Below are 18496 nucleotides of genomic sequence, written 5' to 3'. Positions count from 1 at the left end.
ATGACCCTTCTCGACCTGCAGACGATGGAGACCCCCAAGACCGAGGTGACCGGTGAGCTGGGCCACGGCGGCGGTGGCGGCAGCCGCGCCAGCCTGCTGCTCTGCGGCGACAGCAGCCTCTCGGTCGTCACCTGCAACTGACCGAAGGCGCACGGCGGTCCCTGACCGCCACGTCACGAGCGTGGTGAGGTACCCACCGCGCACACGGTCGAACCGGTCCCGGGCGCTCCGCCGCCCGGGGCCGGTTCGCGCCTCCGGCCACGCCCACGGACGAGGACCACCGCGTATGGCCACGACGCCCCGCACGCCGGGAGCCACCGACCCCGCCGCACCGGCCGCGGCACGCCGGGCGGCGGACGACGCCCGGGCGCCCGGCACCACCGGGCGCGACGCCGACCGGCTGCTGCTGGCCGCCGCCCGGCACAGCGCCGCCCGCACCACCGCGATCGGCCTGCTCACCACCGCGACCGCGGGCTGTGCCCTCGCCCTGCCCGCCGCGCTCGGCCACACCCTCGACCTGATCCTCGGCGACGGCGGCTCCCCGTACCTCTGGACGGCCCTGTGCGCGGCCCTGATCAGCGCCGAGGTCCTCCTCGAAGCCCTGACGGCCTTCGTCACCGGCACCACGAACGCGCGCGGCGGCTCCTGGCTGCGCCGCCGCGGCGTCGGCCGACTGCTCACCGCCGGCCCGCACCACGCCGCCCGCTTCACCCCCGGCGACCTCGTCACCCGGCTGACCGGCAACGCCGCAGAGGCGGGCACCGCCCCGGCGACCGCCGCGACCGGCCTCGCCGCGCTCCTCACCCCGCTCGGCGGACTGATCGCCCTGGCCTTCCTCGACCTCTGGCTGGCCGCCGTCTTCCTCGCCGGGGCACCGGCCCTCTTCCTCTTCCTGCGGGCCTTCGCCCGCAGCTCCTCCGACAGCGTCGCGCGCTACCAGCGCGTCCAGGGCGAACTCGCCGCCCGGCTCGTCGAGGCCCTCGGCGGGGCCCGCACCGTCGCCGCCGCCGGCACCGTCCGACGCGAACGCGACCGCATCCTCGCGCCGCTGCCCGAACTGGGCGCCCAGGGACGGCGCATGTGGCAGGTCTACGGGCGGGCCGTCGTGCAGGGCGGCATCCTGATGCCGCTGCTGCAGACGGCCGTCCTCGCGGTCGGCGGGGTACGCCTCGCCGCCGGTGACCTGAGCGTCGGCGAACTGCTGGCCGCCACCCGGTACGCGGCGCTCGCCGCCGGTGTCGGCTCGGTCGTCGGCCGGCTCAACTCCCTGGTGCGCGGCCGCGCGGCGGCCCGGCGCACCGCCGAACTCCTGGCCCTGCCCGCCATGCCCCACGGCACCCGGCCCCTGCCCCCGGACGGCCCCGGCCGGCTCGAACTGCGGGGAGTGAGCGTCACCCGCGGCGGCAGCCAGGTGCTGTGCGAAGTGGACCTCGTGGTCCCCGGCGGTACGACGACGGCCGTCGTCGGCCGCTCCGGCGCGGGCAAGTCCGTGCTGGCCGCCGTCGCCGGCCGGCTGACCGACCCCCACCGAGGCCAGGTACTGCTCGACGGCGTGCCCCTGACCGAGGCCGACCCCGCACAGCTGCGGCGGGAGATCGGGTACGCCTTCGAACGGCCCGCGCTGTTCGGCGACACGGTCGGCCAGGCCGTCGCGTTCGGGGCGTACACCCCCGACGCCCCCGCGATCGAGGCCGCCGCGCGGGCGGCCAGCGCGGACCGCTTCATCCGGCTGCTGCCCCGCGGATACGCCACCGCCCTGGCGGACGCGCCGCTCTCGGGCGGCGAACTGCAACGCCTCGGCCTGGCGAGGGCGTTCGCCCACGCGGGACGGCTGCTGGTGCTCGACGACGCCACATCGAGCCTGGACAGCGTCACGGAGGTCCAGGTGGGCCGGGCCCTGACCGGCGAGGTCCGGGCGGGCACCCGGCTGCTGATCGCGCACCGCGTCTCCTCCGCGGCCCGCGCGGACCGCGTCGCCTGGCTGGAGAACGGCCGGATCCGAGCCGTCGCCCCGCACGAGAAGCTGTGGGAACAGGCCGAATACCGCGCGGTATTCGCGGCCGACCCGACCGAGGACCCCAAACCGGGCCCGCCGTGCGGAACGGGGGCGATCCGGTGAGCGCCCCCGGGCGGACCGCCGCCGCGCCGCCGACGGCGAGCTGGCGCCTCACTTCGCCGGGGCAGGCACGGACGCCGGCCGGCGCCCCGGCCGCGAGGCGGGCGACGACCTCGCCGGGGCGTGCCCGAGGCAAGGCCGGTGCCCGCAGCCCGGGGCGGGTGACCGCTGTGCCGGGGCGTGTCTGGGTCAAGGCTGGCGCCCGCAGCCCGGGGTGGGCGACGACTTTGCCGGGGCGTGTCCGGGTCAGGGCTGGTGCCCCCGGCCCGGGGCGGGGGGCCGCTGCGCAGGGGCGTGACCGGACTCCGTCCGTCATCCCCTCCGCGAGCGGACGAGGGCCGGCCCGGTGACGGGCACCCGTCACCGGGCCGGCCCCGCCCGACGTGTCCTGCCGAAGGCAAAACGCTTTCTGGCGGCCCGCAAGCGCGTTCTGCTGGCGCTCGGCGGGTGGTCCCTGCTGGAGTCCGCGCAGACCTTCCTCGGTGGCTACAGCGTGGCCCGCGCGCTCGACGACGGGTTTCTCGCGGACCGGCCCGGGCTCGGGCTCGGCTGGCTGGCGCTCGCCGCCGTGACCATCGTCGTCGGGGGGCTCGCCACCGGCGGGGTCTTCCGGGGGCTGGCCGATCTCGTGGAGCCGCTCCGGGACGGGCTGGTCCGCCGGGTGGTGACCCGTTCCCTGGGCGAGGCCGTGACCGGCCGGGGCCCGGCGGACAGCGCCGTGGTCTCCCGGCTGACCCACCAGACCGAGCTGGCCCGCGACAGCTTCGCCGGGCTGGTCCTGGTGGCCCGCTCGTTCGTCTTCACCGCCGCCGGTGCGCTGCTGGGCCTCGCCTCCCTCGCGCCGCTCCTGCTGCTGGTCGTCGTGCCGCCGCTGCTGCTGGGACTGGCGCTGTTCATGGCCACCCTGGCCCCGATGGCCGCCCGGCAGCAGGACTTCCTCGCCGCCGACGAACGCATGTCCACCGAGTTCGGCGCGCTCGCCGAGGGATTGCGCGACGTGGTGGCGTGCGGCGCGGAACGACAGGCCGCCGGGCGGGCCGACGCCCTGATCACCGCCGAGGTCCGAGCGGCCCGTTCGCTCGCCGGATGGGCGGCGGTCCGCGCCCTGGCGCTCGGCGTTGCCGGGCAACTGCCCGTGGTGCTGCTGCTCGTCGCCGCGCCCTGGCTGCTCGACCGGGGCCTCACGGCCGGTGAGCTGCTCGGCGCCCTGACCTACCTCGTCCAGGCACTGCTGCCCGCCCTGCACACCCTGATGAACGCGCTCGGAGCGGCGGGCACCCGGCTGCTGGTGGTGCTCGACCGCCTCACCTCGGAGACCGACGGCGAGCTGCCCGCGCCCGGCGACGCGCCGGCGCCGGCGGCGCCCGCGCACCCGCCGCGCGTCGAGCTGCGGTCGGTCACCTTCGCCTACGGGCCCCGCGCCCACCCCGTCGTCCGGGACCTCGATCTCGTGGTGGAACCCGGCGAGCACCTGGTCGTGGTCGGCCCCAGCGGCATCGGCAAGTCCACCCTGACGGGCCTCGTCGCCGGGCTGCTCACCCCGGACCGGGGCGAGATACGGGTGGCGGGGGAGCCCGTGGCAGGGCCCGCGTCCCCCGGCCGCCCCGGCCACGGGATGGCGCGGCGGGTGCTGATCCCGCAGCAGGCCTACGTCTTCACCGCCACCGTCCGGGAGAACCTGCTCTACCTCCGCCCCGGCGGGGCACCCCCGGCAGCCGTGGCGGCCTCGGTCGCGGCCGTGGGCCTCGAAGAGCTGGTGGAGCGGCTGGGCGGGCTGGACGCCGAAGTCGACCCGGCGGTGCTGTCGCAGGGGGAACGGCAGCTCATCGCGCTGGGCCGGGCCCATCTGTCCGCCGCGCCCCTGGTGCTGCTGGACGAGGCGACCTGCCATCTGGACCCGGCGGCGGAGGCCCGCGCGGAACGCGCCTTCGCCGAGCGGCCCGGCACGCTGATCGTCGTGGCGCACCGGATCAGCTCCGCGCGCAGGGCCGACCGGGTGCTGGTGATGGACGGCGCCCACGCGGTGTGCGGGCGCCACGACGAACTGCTCGACCGCTCGGCGCTCTACCGGGATTTGGTGGGGCGCTGGCAGGGGGGGTGACTTGGCGCTCAGCCTCTCGCCTGGCCGGCGGTTCCTCGGCTGACGGCCGGTCCGTGCCGCCTCTCGCCTGGCCGGCGGGGTGTTCGCCTGCGGGCCGTCTTTGCCGCCTGCGGCGGCGGGCGCCCTGCGGGCGCGTCCTCAATCGCCGGACGGGCTCGATTTGGCTGAGCCCAGCCGCAACCGGCCCGGACGGGCTGATGGAGACAGGCCCAGTCAAACCAGCCCGTCCGGCGCTTGAGGACACAGACACAGCAGCCCGTCCGGCGCTGGAGGACACCGCACAGCAAGCCCGTCCGGCGATTTGAGGACAGAGCACGACAGCCCGTCCGGCGATTGAGGACAGCGACGCGCTACACCCAGCCCGCGCCCTGAGAGATCCGTATCGCGTCCACCCGGTTACGCGCGCCGATCTTGCGGGTGATGGCGGCCATGTAATTGCGCACGGTCCCGTTCGAAAGGCACAGGCTGCGGGCGATCTCGCCGATGGAGTCGCCCTCGGCGGCCAGGGATAACACGCTGAGTTCCCGTCGTGTCAGAGGCATCTCCGACGCCTCCAGGAAGCCGAAGCCGAGCGACTCGTCGATATAGCGCTCGCCCTTGGCGACATGCCGGATGCCCTCGATCAGCCGATCGGGAGAAGCGTTTTTGCTCAAGAACCCCAGGGCCCTCTCCTCATAGGCCCGGCGCAGCGGGCCCGGCCGTCCCGCGCTCGCCAGAGCCAGCAGCGAGAAACCGTCGTCCCCTTCGTAACATCGGCGGGACAGCTCCCGGATGCCGCGCGGGCCGACCGCGTCGGGGCTGTCCATGTCCACCACGCACACCTGCGGGCGCAGCGTCCGCGAGGTGGCGACGGCTCCCGGCCAGGACGTCGCGGAGACCTCGAGGTCGGTCTCCCGTCCGATCAGTGCGGCCAGCGCCGTACGCAGCAGATAGGTGTCGTGTACCAGAAGGACCCGGATCACGTTCCCGCCTCTCCCCGTTCGCGCTCCCCGGGTAGCGGGCGCTACGTCGGGCACATCGATAAATACTTACCGGCGTGTGCCACTGTCACGGGTGCCGAAACCGAACGTGCGGGGGGCGCAAGGGCGCACGAAACTTTCCGCGTGCGCCCCAAGTGTGAGCGAATGCGCCTCCCCCTGCCTATGGACGCCGGAGCGGAAAGGTGGTCACGCGCGGCGGTCAGCGCCGTTTGCCACGGCCCGGCCTGGTGCGGCCCGTGGCCGCCGGGTCCGCCCCCGGGCCGGCGTCCGCCGTCGGCGGGTCGATCAGCCGGCAGACCGTCTCGATGTCTATCCGCACTTGCGCGATGGAGGCCCGGCCGGACAGCCAGGTGATCAGCGCCGAGTGCCAGGTGTGCTCGATGACCCGGACGGCCGAGAGCTGCGCGGGGGTGGGTGGGAGCGGCAGCCCCATCGCGTCCAGGATGATCGTCGTGGTCAGCCGGGAGGCGGCGTCGACCTCGGCGCTGACCGACCGGTCGGCGAAGGTGAGGGCGCGCACCATCGCGTCGGCCAGATGCGGCTCGCGCTGCATCGCCCGGAACGCCCGCATCAGCGTCTGCGCGACGCGGGCGGCGGGCTCCTCCTCGGTGGGCGGGCGCTTGCGCAGCGTCTCGTGCAGATGCTGGAGCTGGTCCTGCATCGTGGCGACCAGCAGATGGATCTTCGAGGGGAAGTAGCGGTAGAGCGTGCCGAGCGCGACGCCGGAGGACTCGGCGACCTCCCGCATCTGCACCGCGTCGAAGCCGCCCCGGCCGGCCAGCTGGGCGGTGGCGTGCAGGATCCGGCGCCGCCGGGCTTCCTGACGCTCGGTCAGGGGCAGACCGGACGGGGCGATCCCGACCGACGCGGTCGCCGACTTGGATTCCGTCGTCATATGTCCCATTCCGTGGCGATCCATCCAGCGGTGTCTGTGCGGCCCGGACGGCACAGCATGGCAGGGGCCGGGTCGTGGCGCGAATCACCCGATCCGGCTCCGGCGCGTCGCCGTGCGGCCGGTAGATTCAAGACTTCTGGACGACTCAGTCTGAAACTTGTTCTAGATTAGCGCGACCGGTTACGCTCCGGCGGAATCGCAGTGAGAAGGAGGCCGGGAGTGACCGCTGAGGCCGCTGAGGCAACGACACCCCACCTCCTGGACCAGGACGTCGGCCGGCCGCTGCGCATCGCGATGCTCACGTACAAGGGGAACCCGTTCTGCGGCGGCCAGGGCGTGTACGTCCGCCACCTCTCCCGGGAACTCGCCCGGCTCGGCCACACCGTCGAGGTCATCGGCGCCCAGCCCTACCCCGTCCTCGACGAGGACACCGGGCCCGGCGCGGTCGGCCTCACCGAGCTGCCCAGCCTCGATCTCTACCGTCAGCCCGACCCCTTCCGCACGCCCGGACGCGACGAGTTCCGCGACTGGATCGACGCGCTGGAGGTCGGCACCATGTGGACCGGCGGCTTCCCCGAGCCGCTCACGTTCAGCCTGCGGGCCCGCCGGCATCTGCTGTCCCGGCGCGGCGAGTTCGACGTCGTCCACGACAACCAGACCCTCGGTTACGGACTCCTCGGTGACCTCGGTGCCCCCCTGGTCACCACCATCCACCACCCCATCACCGTCGACCGGCGGCTCGACCTCGACGCCGCCGAAAGCTGGCAGCGCCGTGCCTCCGTGCGCCGCTGGTACGGCTTCACCCGGATGCAGAAGCGCGTCGCCCGGCGGCTGCCGTCCGTGCTGACCGTCTCCGGCTCCTCCCGCCAGGAAATAGCCGATCACCTCGGGGTGCGCGACGAGCGGATCCACGTCGTCCACATCGGCGCCGACACCCGGCTGTTCTCCCCGGACCCGGCCGTCGCCGAGATCCCCGGCCGGATCGTCACCACCTCCAGTGCCGACGTCCCCCTCAAGGGGCTCGTCCACCTCGTCGAGGCGCTCGCCAAGGTCCGGACGGAGAACCCCGACGCGCACCTCGTCGTCGTCGGCAAGCGGGCCGAGGGCGGCCCGGTCGCCGCCGCCATCGAGCGGTACGGGCTGGAGGGCGCCGTGGAGTTCGTCAAGGGCATCACCGACGCCCAGCTCGTCGACCTGGTCCGCTCGGCGCAGATCGCCTGCGTCCCCTCCCTCTACGAGGGCTTCTCGCTGCCCGCCGCCGAGGCCATGGCCACCGGCACCCCGCTGGTGGCCACCACCGGCGGCGCCATCCCCGAGGTCGCCGGCCCCGACGGCGAGACGTGCCTCGCCGTGCCACCCGGTGACGCGGGGGCGCTCGCCGCCGCCCTGGGCCGGCTGCTCGGCGACGCCGGGCTGCGCCGCAGGCTGGGCGTCGCCGGCCGCGAGCGGGTGCTGGCCCGCTTCACCTGGGAGCAGGCCGCCATCGGCACCGCCGAGCGCTACCGCGCCGCCATCGCCGCCCAGGGACGCGGCACCCCGGCCCGCGCCACCGCCGGACGCAAGCCCGCCTGATCTGTCGGCGGCGGCCGCCCGCCACCGGCTTCGCACCCCTCACGACCCCGCAGGACGCATTCCCCGAACCAGAAGGCAGAGCCCGTGCTGACCGTCGATTTCTCCCGCTTCCCGCTCGCCGCCGGCGACCGTGTCCTCGATCTGGGGTGCGGCGCAGGACGGCACGCCTTCGAGTGCTACCGGCGCGGGGCGCGGGTCGTGGCCCTCGACCGCAACGCCGAGGAGATCCGCGAGGTCGCCAAGTGGTTCGCCGCCATGAAGGAGGCCGGTGAGGCCCCGGCAGGCGCCACCGCCACCGCCATGGAGGGCGACGCGCTGGCCCTGCCCTTCCCCGACGACAGCTTCGACGTCGTCATCATCTCCGAGGTCATGGAGCACATCCCGGACGACAAGGGCGTGCTCGCCGAGATGGTGCGCGTCCTCAAGCCCGGCGGCCGGATCGCCGTCACCGTGCCTCGCTACGGCCCGGAGAAGATCTGCTGGGCCCTCTCCGACGCCTACCACGAGGTCGAGGGCGGCCACATCCGCATCTACCGCGGCGACGAACTCCTGGACCGGATGCGCGAGGCGGGCCTCAAGCCCTACGGCACCCACCACGCCCACGGGCTGCACAGCCCGTACTGGTGGCTCAAGTGCGCCTTCGGGGTCGACAACGACAAGGCGCTGCCGGTCCGCGCGTACCACAAGCTGCTGGTCTGGGACATCATGAAGAAGCCACGGGCCACCCGCCTCGCCGAACAGGCCCTCAACCCCCTCATCGGCAAGAGCTTCGTCGCCTACGCCACCAAGCCGCACGCCCCGGCCGGCGCGTCCGCCTCGGCCGACCGGGCCACCCCGGCCGCCGGCGACGCCGTCCGTGAGGGACGAGCGTGACGACACCGGGCCGTACCGAGCGCCTCGTCCTCGCCGGGGTGCTCACCGCCGAGCAGGTCGCGCAGACCGTCGCGGGCATCGCCGCCACGCAGTGCCCCGACGGCGCCATACCCTGGTTCCGCGGCCACCACCTGGACCCCTGGGACCACGTCGAGGCCGCGATGGCGCTCGACGTGGCGGGCGAACGGGAGCGGGCCGAGGCCGCCTACCGCTGGCTGGCCGACCACCAGAACCCCGACGGCTCGTGGTACGCCGCGTACGCCGACGGCGACCCCGAGGAGCCCACCGACCGGGGACGGGAGACGAACTTCGTCGCCTACATAGCCGTCGGCGTCTGGCACCACTACCTCGCCACCGGCGACGACGCCTTCCTCGACCGCATGTGGCCGACCGTCTTCGCCGCCGTCGAATTCGTCCTGGGCCTGCAGCAGCCCGGCGGCCAGATCGGCTGGAAGCGGGAGGACGACGGCACCCCCGTCGACGACGCGCTGCTGACCGGATCCTCCTCCATCCACCACGCGCTGCGCTGCGCCCTCGCCATCGCCGAACACCGCGAGGAGCCGCAGCCCGACTGGGAACTGGCCGCGGGCCTCCTCGGCCACGCGGTCCGCCACCACCCCGAACGGTTCCTGGACAAGGACCGCTTCTCGATGGACTGGTACTACCCGGTCCTCGGCGGCGCGGTCACCGGTGCCGCCGCGAAGGAGCGCCTGGAAGCGGGCTGGAACCGCTTCGTCGTACCGGGCCTGGGCGTGCGCTGTGTCGCCGACCGGCCGTGGGTGACCGGTGGCGAGAGCTGCGAACTCGCCCTAGCCCTCTGGGCGATGGGCGAGTCCGACCGCGCGGTGGAGATCCTCCAGTGGATCCAGCACCTGCGCGCCGAGGACGGCATGTACTGGACCGGCTACGTCTACGAGGACGACGCCGTCTGGCCGGAGGAACGCACCTCCTGGACCGCCGGTTCGCTGCTGCTGGCCGTCGCCGCGCTCGGCGGCGACGAGGCGACCACGATCGTCTTCGGCGGCGAACGCCTCCCGTACGGCCTGGAGCCGGACTGCTGTACCTGATCCCCGGCGGCCGGACGGACGATCCCGGCCGGCCGGGGAGCACCTTCCGGTGGCCGCCGGGGGAGTACGAGGACGGAGCCACCCGAACGGACCCCGAGAAGTCGCACCGCGCCCCCGCCCGCCCCACGCTGGCAGGAGCACCTTCCGCACCCCCGGAGGAAAACCGCCCCTGCCCGAACGGCCGTCCCGGCCCACGGCGTTGTCGGTGGCCCGATCTAAAGTGACGCCATGAGCCTTCTCAGTCACGACCGTTACTGCTCCGAGGTCGAAACCCAGACCGGACTGCTGCGTTCGGCACTGCACGGCACCGACCTCTCCACCACCGTGCCCACCTGCCCCGACTGGTCGCTCCGCGATCTCGTCCTGCACGTCGGCGGCGCGCAGCGCTGGGCCGAGACGACCGTGCGGACCCGGGCGGCCGAGCCGGTGGCGCCCGAGGCGGTCCCCGGCGCGGCGGGCCCGGACCCCGCCGACGCGGCCGGGCTCGACGCCTGGCTGGCCGAGGGCGCGGAGGCGCTCGCGCGGACCCTGCGGGCCGCGGACCCCACCGAGGAGGTGTGGTCCTGGGCGCCGCGGCAGACGCCGGGCTTCTGGGCCCGCCGGATGGCCCACGAGACGGTGGTCCACCGGGCCGACGCGTATGTGACCGCCGGCCTCGACTTCACCCTCGACGCCGATCTCGCGGCGGACGGCATCGACGAATGGCTGGAGATCGGCGGCTACCCGCAGACCCTGGAGCGCAAGCCGGAGCTCAAGGAGCTGCTCGGCCCCGGCCGCACGATTCATCTGCACGCCACCGACACCCCCGCCGAGCTGGCGGCCGAGTGGTTCATCGATCTCACCGGGGAGCGTGCCACCTGGCGGCGCGCGCACGAGAAGGCGGCCGTCGTCCTGCGCGGTCCGCTCACCGACGTCCTGCGCGTCTTCTACCGCCGCCTCCCGGCGGACACCGCCGGCGTCGAGGTGCTCGGGGACCGTGAGCTGCTCGACTTCTGGCTGGAACGGGTCACCTTCTGATGAGACGCGACGAGCACATATCCGACGGCCGGGCCGTCGCCCGCGGCCGGCGCGGGTGGCGGGCGCTCGCGCCACGGCGTCCGCTGCGCGGCGTCCTGCCGGCCGTCGTCCTGTTGCTCGTCGCGGCCTGTACCGGCGACGGCGCCGGGGCCGCCGCCGGACAGCCCGGGGTGGCGGGCGTCGGCGATCCGCTCTTCCCCCGTCTGGGCAACGGCGGTTACGACGTCCGGCACTACGGGCTGACCCTCGACTACGAGCCCGAGGGGAACCGGCTGCACGGCATCGCCGTCCTCACCTCGCGGGCCCAGCAGAACCTGACCGCCTTCAACCTCGACCTCAAGGGCTTGAAGGTCCGGGCCGCGCTGGTCGACGGGCGGACCGCGCGGTTCTCCCGCGAGGGCGACGAACTCACCGTGACGCCCCGCTCGACGATCGGCAAGGGAGACGAGTTCGAGACGAAGATCGTCTACGACGGTGCGCCCCAGCGCGTCGTCGGCCCGGACCACGGCAAGGAGGGGTGGATCGAGACCGACGACGGATCGGCGGCCCTGGGCGAGCCCACGGGATCGATGACGTGGTTCCCCGGCAACCACCATCCCTCGGACAAGGCCACCTACGACATCGACGTCACCGTCCCCGAGGGCTTCACCGCCGTGGCCAACGGGGAGCTGAAGCGTGAGTCGGCCGCCGCCGACGGGCGGACCACCTTCGCCTGGCACACCGCCGAGCCCATGGCCGGCTATCTCGCCTCCGTCGTGGTCGGGGACTTCACCGTCTCCGAGACGAAGACCAAGGACGGCCTGCCGGTGTACGTCGCCGTCGACCCGGACGAGGCGGAGAAGAGCAAGGGCGTCGAGAGGCTCATCCCCAAGGTCCTCGAGTGGGGCAGCGGGCTCTTCGGCCCCTACCCGTTCGCCGGCACCGGTGCCGTCATCGATCACAACCCCGACATCGGCTACGCCCTGGAGACCCAGACCAAGCCGTACTTCCCGAAGGCGCCCGACGACCTCCTGGTGGTGCACGAACTGGCGCACCAGTGGTTCGGCAACTCCGTCACCCCCCGCACCTGGCGGGACATGTGGCTCAACGAGAGCTTCGCGACCTACGCCGAGTGGATGTGGGAGGAGAAGACCGGCGGCCGGACCGTGGCGAAGATCTTCCAGGACTACTACGACGGCACCGACGAACTCAGCGAGAACATCTGGGACTTCCCGCCCGGCAGCCCGCCCGCCGACGACGTCTCCGGGGACCCCGTCTACGGGCGCGGCGCGATGGTGCTGCACAAGGTGCGCGAAGCCGTCGGCGACCGGACCTTCTTCGACATCGTCCGCACCTGGACGAAGGACCACCGGCACGGCAACGCGGAGAGCCGTCAGTTCATCGAGCTGTGCGAGAAGAAGTCGGGCAAGGACCTGGGGAAGCTCTTCGCGACGTGGCTCTACGGGAAGGCCAAGCCTCCCCTGGTCGGGGCCCGGGGCACGTCGTGACCGGCGAGGATACGGGCACCTACCCGACGAGTTCGGCCAGTACCCGCAGCGTCCCGCGATCCGGCACGGTCACCAGAAGGTCCGTGACCGGTCCCGAACGCCACGCGGCCAGCCGCTCCGCGATCCGTTCCCTCGGACCGACCAGGGAGATCTCGTCGGCGAACGAGTCCGGCACCGCCTCCACCGCCTCCGCGCGGCGGCCCGCGAGGAACAGCTCCCGTACGCGCCGGGCCGCGTCCTCGAAGCCCAGCCGGGCCATCAGATCGGCGTGGAAGTTACGGGTCGCGTGCCCCATCCCACCGATGTAGAAGCCGAGCATCGCCTTCACGGGCCGCAGCCCCTCGGCGACATCCGCGCAGACCCGTGCTTGTACCAGCGGCGCGACCATGAAGCCCGCGGGCGGCGCGCCGAGGGAGGCCGCGTAGACGTCCGCGCGCTCGGGCGACCAGTACAGCGGAAGCCAGCCGTCGGCGATGCGCGCGGTCTGGGCGATGTTCCTCGGGCCCTCGGCGCCGAGCAGGACCGGCAGCCCGGGGCGCAGCGGATGGGTGACGGATTTCAGCGGCTTGCCCAGACCGGTGGCCCCGGGGCCGGTGTAGGGGAGCGGATGGAAGCGGCCGTCGAGCGTGACGGGGGCCTCCCGGTGCAGCACCTGCCGGACGATGTCCACGTACTCCCGCGTAGCGGTCAGCGGACTCGCCGGGAACGGGCGCCCGTACCACCCCTCCACCACCTGCGGGCCCGACAGGCCCAGTCCGAGCAGCATCCGGCCGCCGGAGAGATGGTCGAGCGTCAGGGCGTGCATCGCCGTGGCGGTGGGCGCGCGGGCCGCCATCTGCGCCACGGCCGTACCCAGCAGGATCCGTTCGGTACGGGCGGCGATCCAGGTGAGCGCGGTGAAGGCGTCGGAGCCCCAGGACTCCGACGTCCACACCGAGTGGTAGCCCAGCCGCTCGGCCTCCCGCGCGAGGTCCGCATGCCGGGGGTCGGGGCCACGGCCCCAGTAGCCGAGCGCCAGGCCGAGCCGCATGAGCGTGCCACCCCCTCCACCGGAAGCTGACATGCCGTCAGGCAGGGTCCGGTGACTGTACGAGCCACCGGCACCCCCCGGCAAGGGGGCGGGCGGGGAACGGCGAAGGCCCGCCGGGTACACCCGGCGGGCCTTCGCTGCGGAGCTTCTTCCGGCGGTGCCTCAGCCGCGCTGGATGCCCGTGGTGTCCTGCAGCACGCCGCGCCGGCCGTCCTGCGTCTGCGCGACGAGCGCCTGACCGCGCTGGTCCACCGCGAGGTACCACGTGCCGGGCGCCAGCTCGGCGATCTGCGTCGGCGAGCCGTCCTCCCCGTACAGCGGGCGGGCTACCGGCACCGCGAACCAGAACGGGGCGAAGTCACCGGCGGACGCGGCGGCGGGCTGGGCGGCGGCCGGCTGCGCCTGCGCCGGAGCCGACTGGTCCTGCTGCGGGGCCTGCGGCTGACCGGTCTGACCGGTCTGCGCGCCGTAGGGCTGCTGCTGGGCGCCGTACGGGGCCTGACCCTGCTGCATGCCACCCGGACCCGGGTAGCCGTAGCCCGGACCCGCACCGTAGGGGGACGGGGCCTGCGGGGCCGGAGCACCCATGAGCGGGGCCTTGAGCGCCGGGATCCGCTGCGTGAGCAGCGCACCCGCGGCCATCACGAGCAGGGCGATGAGCGCCAGGATGCGGCCGACACCGGCCCCGACCTTGTCGTTGTCCTCCATCGCGCCGCCGAACATCGTCCACAGCGAGGACCACGCGGCGAACACCGTGAGGGCGGTGCCCCACTGGTCGAGCGTGAGCCCGAGCAGGTTACGGCCCTGGGGCTGGAAGCGGCCCGCGATGATGAGCACCGCGCCGACGATCCCGGCGAGGACGACGGTGGGCAGCACCGGGAAGAGCTTGGAGTCCCACAGGTTGGGCAGGCCCGACTTGTCGCAGAACTGGCCACTGCAATCGACGGAGTAGAAATCGAGGAACGAGGCGATGAACAGCAACACCGCTGCTCCGATCACCACGCCGTCGCCTCGAGTGAGGGAGCGGATGTTCACCTAAAATCCTTTGTCAGAGCTGTCAGAATTCGTCGCGGTCGCCGATACGCGAGCTGCGGGGGCGCGGGGGTGGCCGCCCCATCGTACGGGTGAACCTATCGCCTGGACGGTCGGGGCGTCTCCTTCGTATCACCCTCGTGACACGGCCGTGGCCTGCTGGTATCTACCCGTGCAGGAAGTCCGCGATGCCGTCCGCGATCCCTCGCGCCGCCTTCTCGCGCCACGCGGTGTCGGTGAGCAGAGCGGCGTCCTTCGGGTCACGCATGTTGCCGCACTCGATGAACACCTTCGGCCGGGTGGAGAGATTGAGGCCGCCCAGATCGGACCGGGTGTCCAGGCCGGTGCCGCCCCCGATGTAGTTGGAGGGGGCACTCCCGGTCGTCCGCACGAAGTTCCCGGCGATGCGCGCGCCCAGCTCCTTCGACGGCCCGACGATCGGCGCGGTGTCCGCCCGCCCGCCGCGCACGGTCGCGGGCAGGATCACATGGAAGCCGCGATTGCCGACCGCCGAACCGTCCGCGTGCACGGACACCACGGCGTCGGCGTGCGCCTTGTTGCCGATCGCGGCGCGCTCGTCCACGCACGGACCGTAGGGCCGGTCGCCGTCGTGGGTGAAGACGACGGTGGCGCCCCGCTCCTGGAGCACCGTCCGGATCCGGTGCGCGACGTCGAGCGTGAACGTGGCCTCGCTGTAACCGTCGTCCGTGGAGGTGCCGGTGGTGTCGCACTCCTTGCGCCCGGTACCCATGTCGACGGGACGGTTGATCTCGGCGGTGTGGTCGACGTTACGGGTGTTGTGCCCGGGGTCGACGACGACGACCTTGCCCTTGAGCGGGCCGTCGGCGCGCGGCCGGCCGGCCGGTGCCACCGCCGTCGCCTCGTCGGCGGGACGCGACGCCGCCGCCGGCTTCGACGGGGGAGTCACCAGCGCCGAGGGGCTCCCGGACGACGGCTGCCGGGACCGGCCGGCCGGTGCGGGACGCGTCGCGGACGAGGCCGCCACCGGGGACTTGGCGTCGTCGGCCGGACCGCCGGCGGCGGCGTCCCACAGCAGCCAGCCCGCCAGCGAGAGGGCCAGCAACGCGGCCAGCGCCACGAGAAGGGGGGTGCGGATGCCGCCCAGGCGGCCGGGCACATGGGAATTCCTGCCGTTGGACACCCGGCGATGCTAGCGCCGTGGCCGCCGCCGCGAGTCCCCTCCGGGGAAGTAGGGGCACCACCACTGCGCTGCGCGGCGGTGTCCTCAATCTCCCCCAGCTACCGCTGGGAGGTACCCCCAGGGGCTTGATGGGGCTGGTGTCGGCCGAGCCCAGCCACTTCAAGCCCGTCCGGCGATTGAGGACGCGCCCGTAGGGCGCTCGCCGCCGCAGGCGGCCCGCCCAACCCGCCGCAGCACGCGCAGCGACCCCGTCACCGAGACCTCGGTGAACTCCCCCGACTCCAGAGCCCGGAGGTACACCCGGTACGGTGCCTGCCCGCCGTCCGCCGGGTCGGGGAAGACGTCGTGGATGACGAGCAGCCCGCCCGGGGCGACGTGCGGGGCCCAGCCCTCGTAGTCGGCGTTCGCGTGCTCGTCGGTGTGCCCGCCGTCGATGAAGACGAGCCCGACCGGTGTTCCCCAGATTGCCGCGACCTGCGGCGACCGGCCGACGATCGCGATCACGTACGGTTCCAGGCCCGCCTTGTAGAGCGTGCGGCGGAAGGTCGGCAGGGTGTCCATGCGGCCCACGCCGGGGTCGTCGTCCACGACGGACGGGTCGTGGTACTCCCAGCCGGGCTGCTGCTCCTCGCTGCCCCGGTGGTGGTCGACGGTCACGGCCGTCGTCCCGGCCTCCCGCGCGGCGGCGGCCAGCAGCAGCGTGGAGCGCCCGCAGTAGGTACCGACCTCGAGCAGCGGCCCGTACGCCGCCGCCTCCTCGGCCGCGGCGTAGAGGGCGAGGCCTTCGTCGACCGGCATGAAGCCCTTCGCCGCCTCGAAAGCGGCGAGTATCCCGGGCTTGGGGGGCATGGCGGTCCTCCTGGTCGAACGCGGGTCTGGGCCGCTCATGTTATGTCCGTGGCGCGTGCTGTGCCGTGCCGGGCCCGGGGCCTCCGGGGCAGGGGCCGGGGCCGTATATTTACGGGCCCGGCACCCGGAACGCCATTGCTTACCCCCACCCTTGGGCCCGCAAATACACGTCAGCGCCCCGGCCCCTGCCCCTGCGACCCCGGGCCCTCCCGCCGGTGGGCCACCGGCTCAGGCGGTCGGCGCCGGTTACAGCCAACCGTTCTGCCGAGCCGCCCGTACCGCCTCCATGCGGTTGCGCGTCGCGGTCTTCCCTATGGCCGCCGACAGATAGTTCCGCACCGTCGCGGGCGACAAGTGCACCCGTGCCGCGATGTCCGCCACCGTCGCCCCGTCCACCGCCGCGGCCAGCACGTCGCGTTCGCGCTGGGTGAGCGGGTTGGGGCCGGCGCTCAGGGCCGCCGCGGCGAGGGCCGGGTCGATGACGCGCTCTCCCGCCAGTACCCGGCGGATCGCCGCGGCGAGGTCCTCCACCGGGCCGTCCTTGACCAGGAAGCCCGACGCCCCCGCCTCCATGGCCCGGCGCAGATAACCGGGCCGGCCGAAGGTGGTGAGGATCAGCACCCGGCAGTCGGGCAGCCGTTCCCGCAGCTCGGCCGCCGCGTCGAGGCCGCTGCGGCCCGGCAGTTCGATGTCGAGGAGGGCGATGTCGGGCCGGGACGCCAGGGCCTGGGGCAGGATCTCGTCGCCGTCGCCGACCTGCGCGACGATCTCGATGTCGTCCTCCAGGCCGAGCAGCAGTGCGAGCGCGCCCCGCATCATGCCCTGGTCCTCGGCGAGCAGTACGTTGATGACGCGGCTCATACGGCCCGGTCCTCCTCTTCGTCGTCCACCGGGAGTTCCGCCACCAGGCGGAAGCCCCGCTTGCCGTCGGGCCCGGCGGCAAGCGAGCCGCCCGCGGCGGCCAGCCGCTCGGTCAGCCCCTTGAGGCCCGTACCGCCCTTGGCACCGCCCGCCTCAGCGGATTCCGAGCCTACGCCGCGACCGTCGTCGGTGATCTCCAGATGAACCCGGTCCGGCTCGCCGCGCACCTCGATCACACAGCGGGCCGCGGCGCTGTGCCGGACGACGTTGGTGACGCCCTCGCGCACCACCCAGCCGAGCAACGCCGCGGTCTGGGGCGGCAGGGGCGGGCCCGACTGACGGATGTCGGTGGCGATGCCGGAGGCGTCGAGGAGGGAACGGGCGCGTTCCAGTTCGGTGGTGAGGCTGCCCTCGCGGTAGCCGGTGACGGCCTCACGGATCTCGGTGAGGGCCTGGCGGCCCACCGCCTCGATGTCGGCGGCCTGGCCGACGGCCGCGTCCAGGTCGAGCGGGGCCAGCCGGCGGACGGCCTCGGCCTTGACCACGATCACGGACATGGTGTGGCCGAGCAGATCGTGCAGGTCGCGGGAGAAGCGCAGCCGTTCGCGCTCGACGGCGGCGTGGGCCAGTTCCTCGCGGGTGGCGCGGAGCCGTTCCACCGTGTCGAAGAGGTTCAGCAGGGCGGCCGCGACCAGGCCCGACAACGCGGTGCCCCAGGCGATGGCCAGCACGTCCTCGGTGTCGTTGTGCACGGCCATCAGCACCCCGACCGTGGTGCCGAACGTGCCCAGCGCCGCACCGAGCCGGGGGCCGCTGCCGCGCAGCACGATCCCGGCGGCCAGGGACAGCAGGGGGAAGCACAGCAGCCAGTCGCCCCCGTAGCCGATGGTGAGGGCGTAGGTCACGGCGGCCAGGGCGCCGAGGCAGACCGGCGGGGCGGGCGTGCCGCGCCGGCGTTCGTCGAGGCCGAGGGTGACGGTGGTGACGTACAGCGTGACGAAGGCCGCCAGCCCCAGCGCGCCGAGCCAGGGCAGCGGCAGCTTCCCCCGGCACAGGTCGACCACGTCCCCGGTGAGGATGAGCAGCCAGGGCAGGAAGGTCCGCCGGTCCGGCGGCCTCATCCGTTCGATCCGCTGCATCGCTCCACTCATGCTCCGACCCTATGGAACCCGTCGTGAGCTGCGAAGATGAATATGTTGAAGGCCCGCGGTGACTTTTGTCATGGGATATGACGACCCGTCAGTTGTGGGGCTCGCGGCCTTCCGGCGCCCACGGTGATGGGCTATACAAGGATGTCATCGGATCGGCTGGAACGCGTTCCAGTGCCGAACGCGTGCCGGGCCGGCCCGGCAGCGACCCCGGCGCGGCCTGTGGTGCGGACGGCCGGGTCGGGGTCTTCGACCACGCCGCTCTCGACCACGCCGCTCTCGACCACATCGCGAAGGAGCCGTCGC

General features: G+C 73.6%; 16 protein-coding genes. 8 read left to right on the top strand and 8 right to left on the bottom strand.

The annotated features are described in order from the left end of the window. The 3 genes from ACZ6MA_RS02380 to ACZ6MA_RS02370 all read left to right on the top strand — a co-directional run bounded on the left by ACZ6MA_RS02380 (position 1) and on the right by ACZ6MA_RS02370 (position 4217). Positions 1-141: a SapB/AmfS family lanthipeptide gene (locus tag ACZ6MA_RS02380; protein ID WP_184730207.1), complete on the top strand. Its 141-nt coding sequence runs from the start codon at positions 1-3 to the stop codon at positions 139-141. 145 nt (positions 142-286) lie between these two features. Then, on the top strand, positions 287-2119 hold the full coding sequence (locus ACZ6MA_RS02375) for an ABC transporter ATP-binding protein (RefSeq protein ID WP_469430385.1): 1833 nt from the start codon (positions 287-289) through the stop codon (positions 2117-2119). Positions 2120-2462: 343 nt separating this feature from the next. Continuing rightward, a complete protein-coding gene (locus tag ACZ6MA_RS02370; protein ID WP_469430384.1) occupies positions 2463-4217 on the top strand; it encodes an ATP-binding cassette domain-containing protein in 1755 nt (584 codons plus the stop codon). Positions 4218-4567: 350 nt separating this feature from the next. On the opposite strand, the gene ACZ6MA_RS02365 is transcribed toward ACZ6MA_RS02370, so the two are convergent. Both ACZ6MA_RS02365 and ACZ6MA_RS02360 read right to left on the bottom strand, forming a co-directional pair. Then, on the bottom strand, positions 4568-5179 hold the full coding sequence (locus ACZ6MA_RS02365) for a LuxR C-terminal-related transcriptional regulator (protein WP_469430383.1): 612 nt from the start codon (positions 5177-5179) through the stop codon (positions 4568-4570). Between the two features lie 217 nt (positions 5180-5396). After that, a complete protein-coding gene (locus ACZ6MA_RS02360) occupies positions 5397-6092 on the bottom strand; it encodes a TetR family transcriptional regulator (protein ID WP_469430381.1) in 696 nt (231 codons plus the stop codon). Between the two features lie 219 nt (positions 6093-6311). Between ACZ6MA_RS02360 and ACZ6MA_RS02355 the strand changes: the two genes are divergently transcribed. The 5 genes from ACZ6MA_RS02355 (at position 6312) to ACZ6MA_RS02335 (ending at position 12108) form a co-directional block, all read left to right on the top strand. Continuing rightward, complete coding sequence (locus ACZ6MA_RS02355; RefSeq protein WP_469430380.1) at positions 6312-7664, top strand: glycosyltransferase family 4 protein; 1353 nt, start codon at positions 6312-6314, stop codon at positions 7662-7664. A gap of 84 nt (positions 7665-7748) precedes the next feature. Then, positions 7749-8537 (top strand): class I SAM-dependent methyltransferase, encoded by a 789-nt coding sequence (locus ACZ6MA_RS02350; protein ID WP_469430379.1) that lies wholly within the window; start codon positions 7749-7751, stop codon positions 8535-8537. Next, positions 8534-9604 (top strand): prenyltransferase/squalene oxidase repeat-containing protein, encoded by a 1071-nt coding sequence (locus tag ACZ6MA_RS02345; RefSeq protein ID WP_469430377.1) that lies wholly within the window; start codon positions 8534-8536, stop codon positions 9602-9604. Before ACZ6MA_RS02350 ends, ACZ6MA_RS02345 begins: the two co-directional genes overlap by 4 nt. A 228-nt stretch (positions 9605-9832) precedes the next feature. Further along, positions 9833-10621 carry a maleylpyruvate isomerase family mycothiol-dependent enzyme gene (locus ACZ6MA_RS02340; RefSeq protein ID WP_469430376.1) on the top strand — a complete coding sequence of 263 codons (789 nt, stop codon included), beginning with the start codon at positions 9833-9835 and terminating at the stop codon, positions 10619-10621. Next, a complete protein-coding gene (locus ACZ6MA_RS02335; RefSeq protein ID WP_469430375.1) occupies positions 10621-12108 on the top strand; it encodes a M1 family metallopeptidase in 1488 nt (495 codons plus the stop codon). Before ACZ6MA_RS02340 ends, ACZ6MA_RS02335 begins: the two co-directional genes overlap by 1 nt. 19 nt (positions 12109-12127) lie before the next feature. Here the strand turns inward: ACZ6MA_RS02335 and ACZ6MA_RS02330 are convergent, their stop codons facing one another. The 6 genes from ACZ6MA_RS02330 to ACZ6MA_RS02305 all read right to left on the bottom strand — a co-directional run bounded on the left by ACZ6MA_RS02330 (position 12128) and on the right by ACZ6MA_RS02305 (position 18193). Beyond that, on the bottom strand, positions 12128-13138 hold the full coding sequence (locus tag ACZ6MA_RS02330; protein WP_469430372.1) for an LLM class F420-dependent oxidoreductase: 1011 nt from the start codon (positions 13136-13138) through the stop codon (positions 12128-12130). A gap of 162 nt (positions 13139-13300) precedes the next feature. Next, entirely contained in the window at positions 13301-14173 is an 873-nt protein-coding gene (locus ACZ6MA_RS02325) for a hypothetical protein (protein ID WP_469430371.1), read from the bottom strand. 163 nt (positions 14174-14336) lie between these two features. Next, complete coding sequence (locus ACZ6MA_RS02320; RefSeq protein ID WP_469430370.1) at positions 14337-15332, bottom strand: N-acetylmuramoyl-L-alanine amidase; 996 nt, start codon at positions 15330-15332, stop codon at positions 14337-14339. A gap of 159 nt (positions 15333-15491) precedes the next feature. Further along, positions 15492-16181, bottom strand: coding sequence for a class I SAM-dependent methyltransferase (locus tag ACZ6MA_RS02315; RefSeq protein WP_469430369.1), 690 nt, complete (start codon positions 16179-16181; stop codon positions 15492-15494). Positions 16182-16427: 246 nt separating this feature from the next. Beyond that, a complete protein-coding gene (locus ACZ6MA_RS02310) occupies positions 16428-17042 on the bottom strand; it encodes a response regulator (protein ID WP_469430367.1) in 615 nt (204 codons plus the stop codon). Beyond that, entirely contained in the window at positions 17039-18193 is a 1155-nt protein-coding gene (locus ACZ6MA_RS02305) for a sensor histidine kinase (RefSeq protein ID WP_469430365.1), read from the bottom strand. Before ACZ6MA_RS02305 ends, ACZ6MA_RS02310 begins: the two co-directional genes overlap by 4 nt. Between the last annotated feature and the right edge of the window lie 303 nt (positions 18194-18496).

The sequence above is a fragment of the Streptomyces sp. NPDC042259 genome, assembly GCF_055582085.1.
This window is presented reverse-complemented; position numbering and strand designations above follow the sequence as displayed.

Excerpts from the sequence above, each read along its gene's own strand:
- ACZ6MA_RS02380 (WP_184730207.1), top strand. The coding sequence starts at position 1 with ATGACCCTTCTCGACCTGCAGACGATGGAGACCCCCAAGACCGAGGTG.
- ACZ6MA_RS02375 (WP_469430385.1), top strand. The coding sequence starts at position 287 with ATGGCCACGACGCCCCGCACGCCGGGAGCCACCGACCCCGCCGCACCG.
- ACZ6MA_RS02360 (WP_469430381.1), bottom strand. The coding sequence starts at position 6,092 with ATGACGACGGAATCCAAGTCGGCGACCGCGTCGGTCGGGATCGCCCCG.
- ACZ6MA_RS02340 (WP_469430376.1), top strand. The coding sequence starts at position 9,833 with ATGAGCCTTCTCAGTCACGACCGTTACTGCTCCGAGGTCGAAACCCAG.
- ACZ6MA_RS02335 (WP_469430375.1), top strand. The coding sequence starts at position 10,621 with ATGAGACGCGACGAGCACATATCCGACGGCCGGGCCGTCGCCCGCGGC.
- ACZ6MA_RS02330 (WP_469430372.1), bottom strand. The coding sequence starts at position 13,138 with ATGCGGCTCGGCCTGGCGCTCGGCTACTGGGGCCGTGGCCCCGACCCC.
- ACZ6MA_RS02315 (WP_469430369.1), bottom strand. The coding sequence starts at position 16,181 with ATGCCCCCCAAGCCCGGGATACTCGCCGCTTTCGAGGCGGCGAAGGGC.
- ACZ6MA_RS02310 (WP_469430367.1), bottom strand. The coding sequence starts at position 17,042 with ATGAGCCGCGTCATCAACGTACTGCTCGCCGAGGACCAGGGCATGATG.
- ACZ6MA_RS02305 (WP_469430365.1), bottom strand. The coding sequence starts at position 18,193 with ATGAGTGGAGCGATGCAGCGGATCGAACGGATGAGGCCGCCGGACCGG.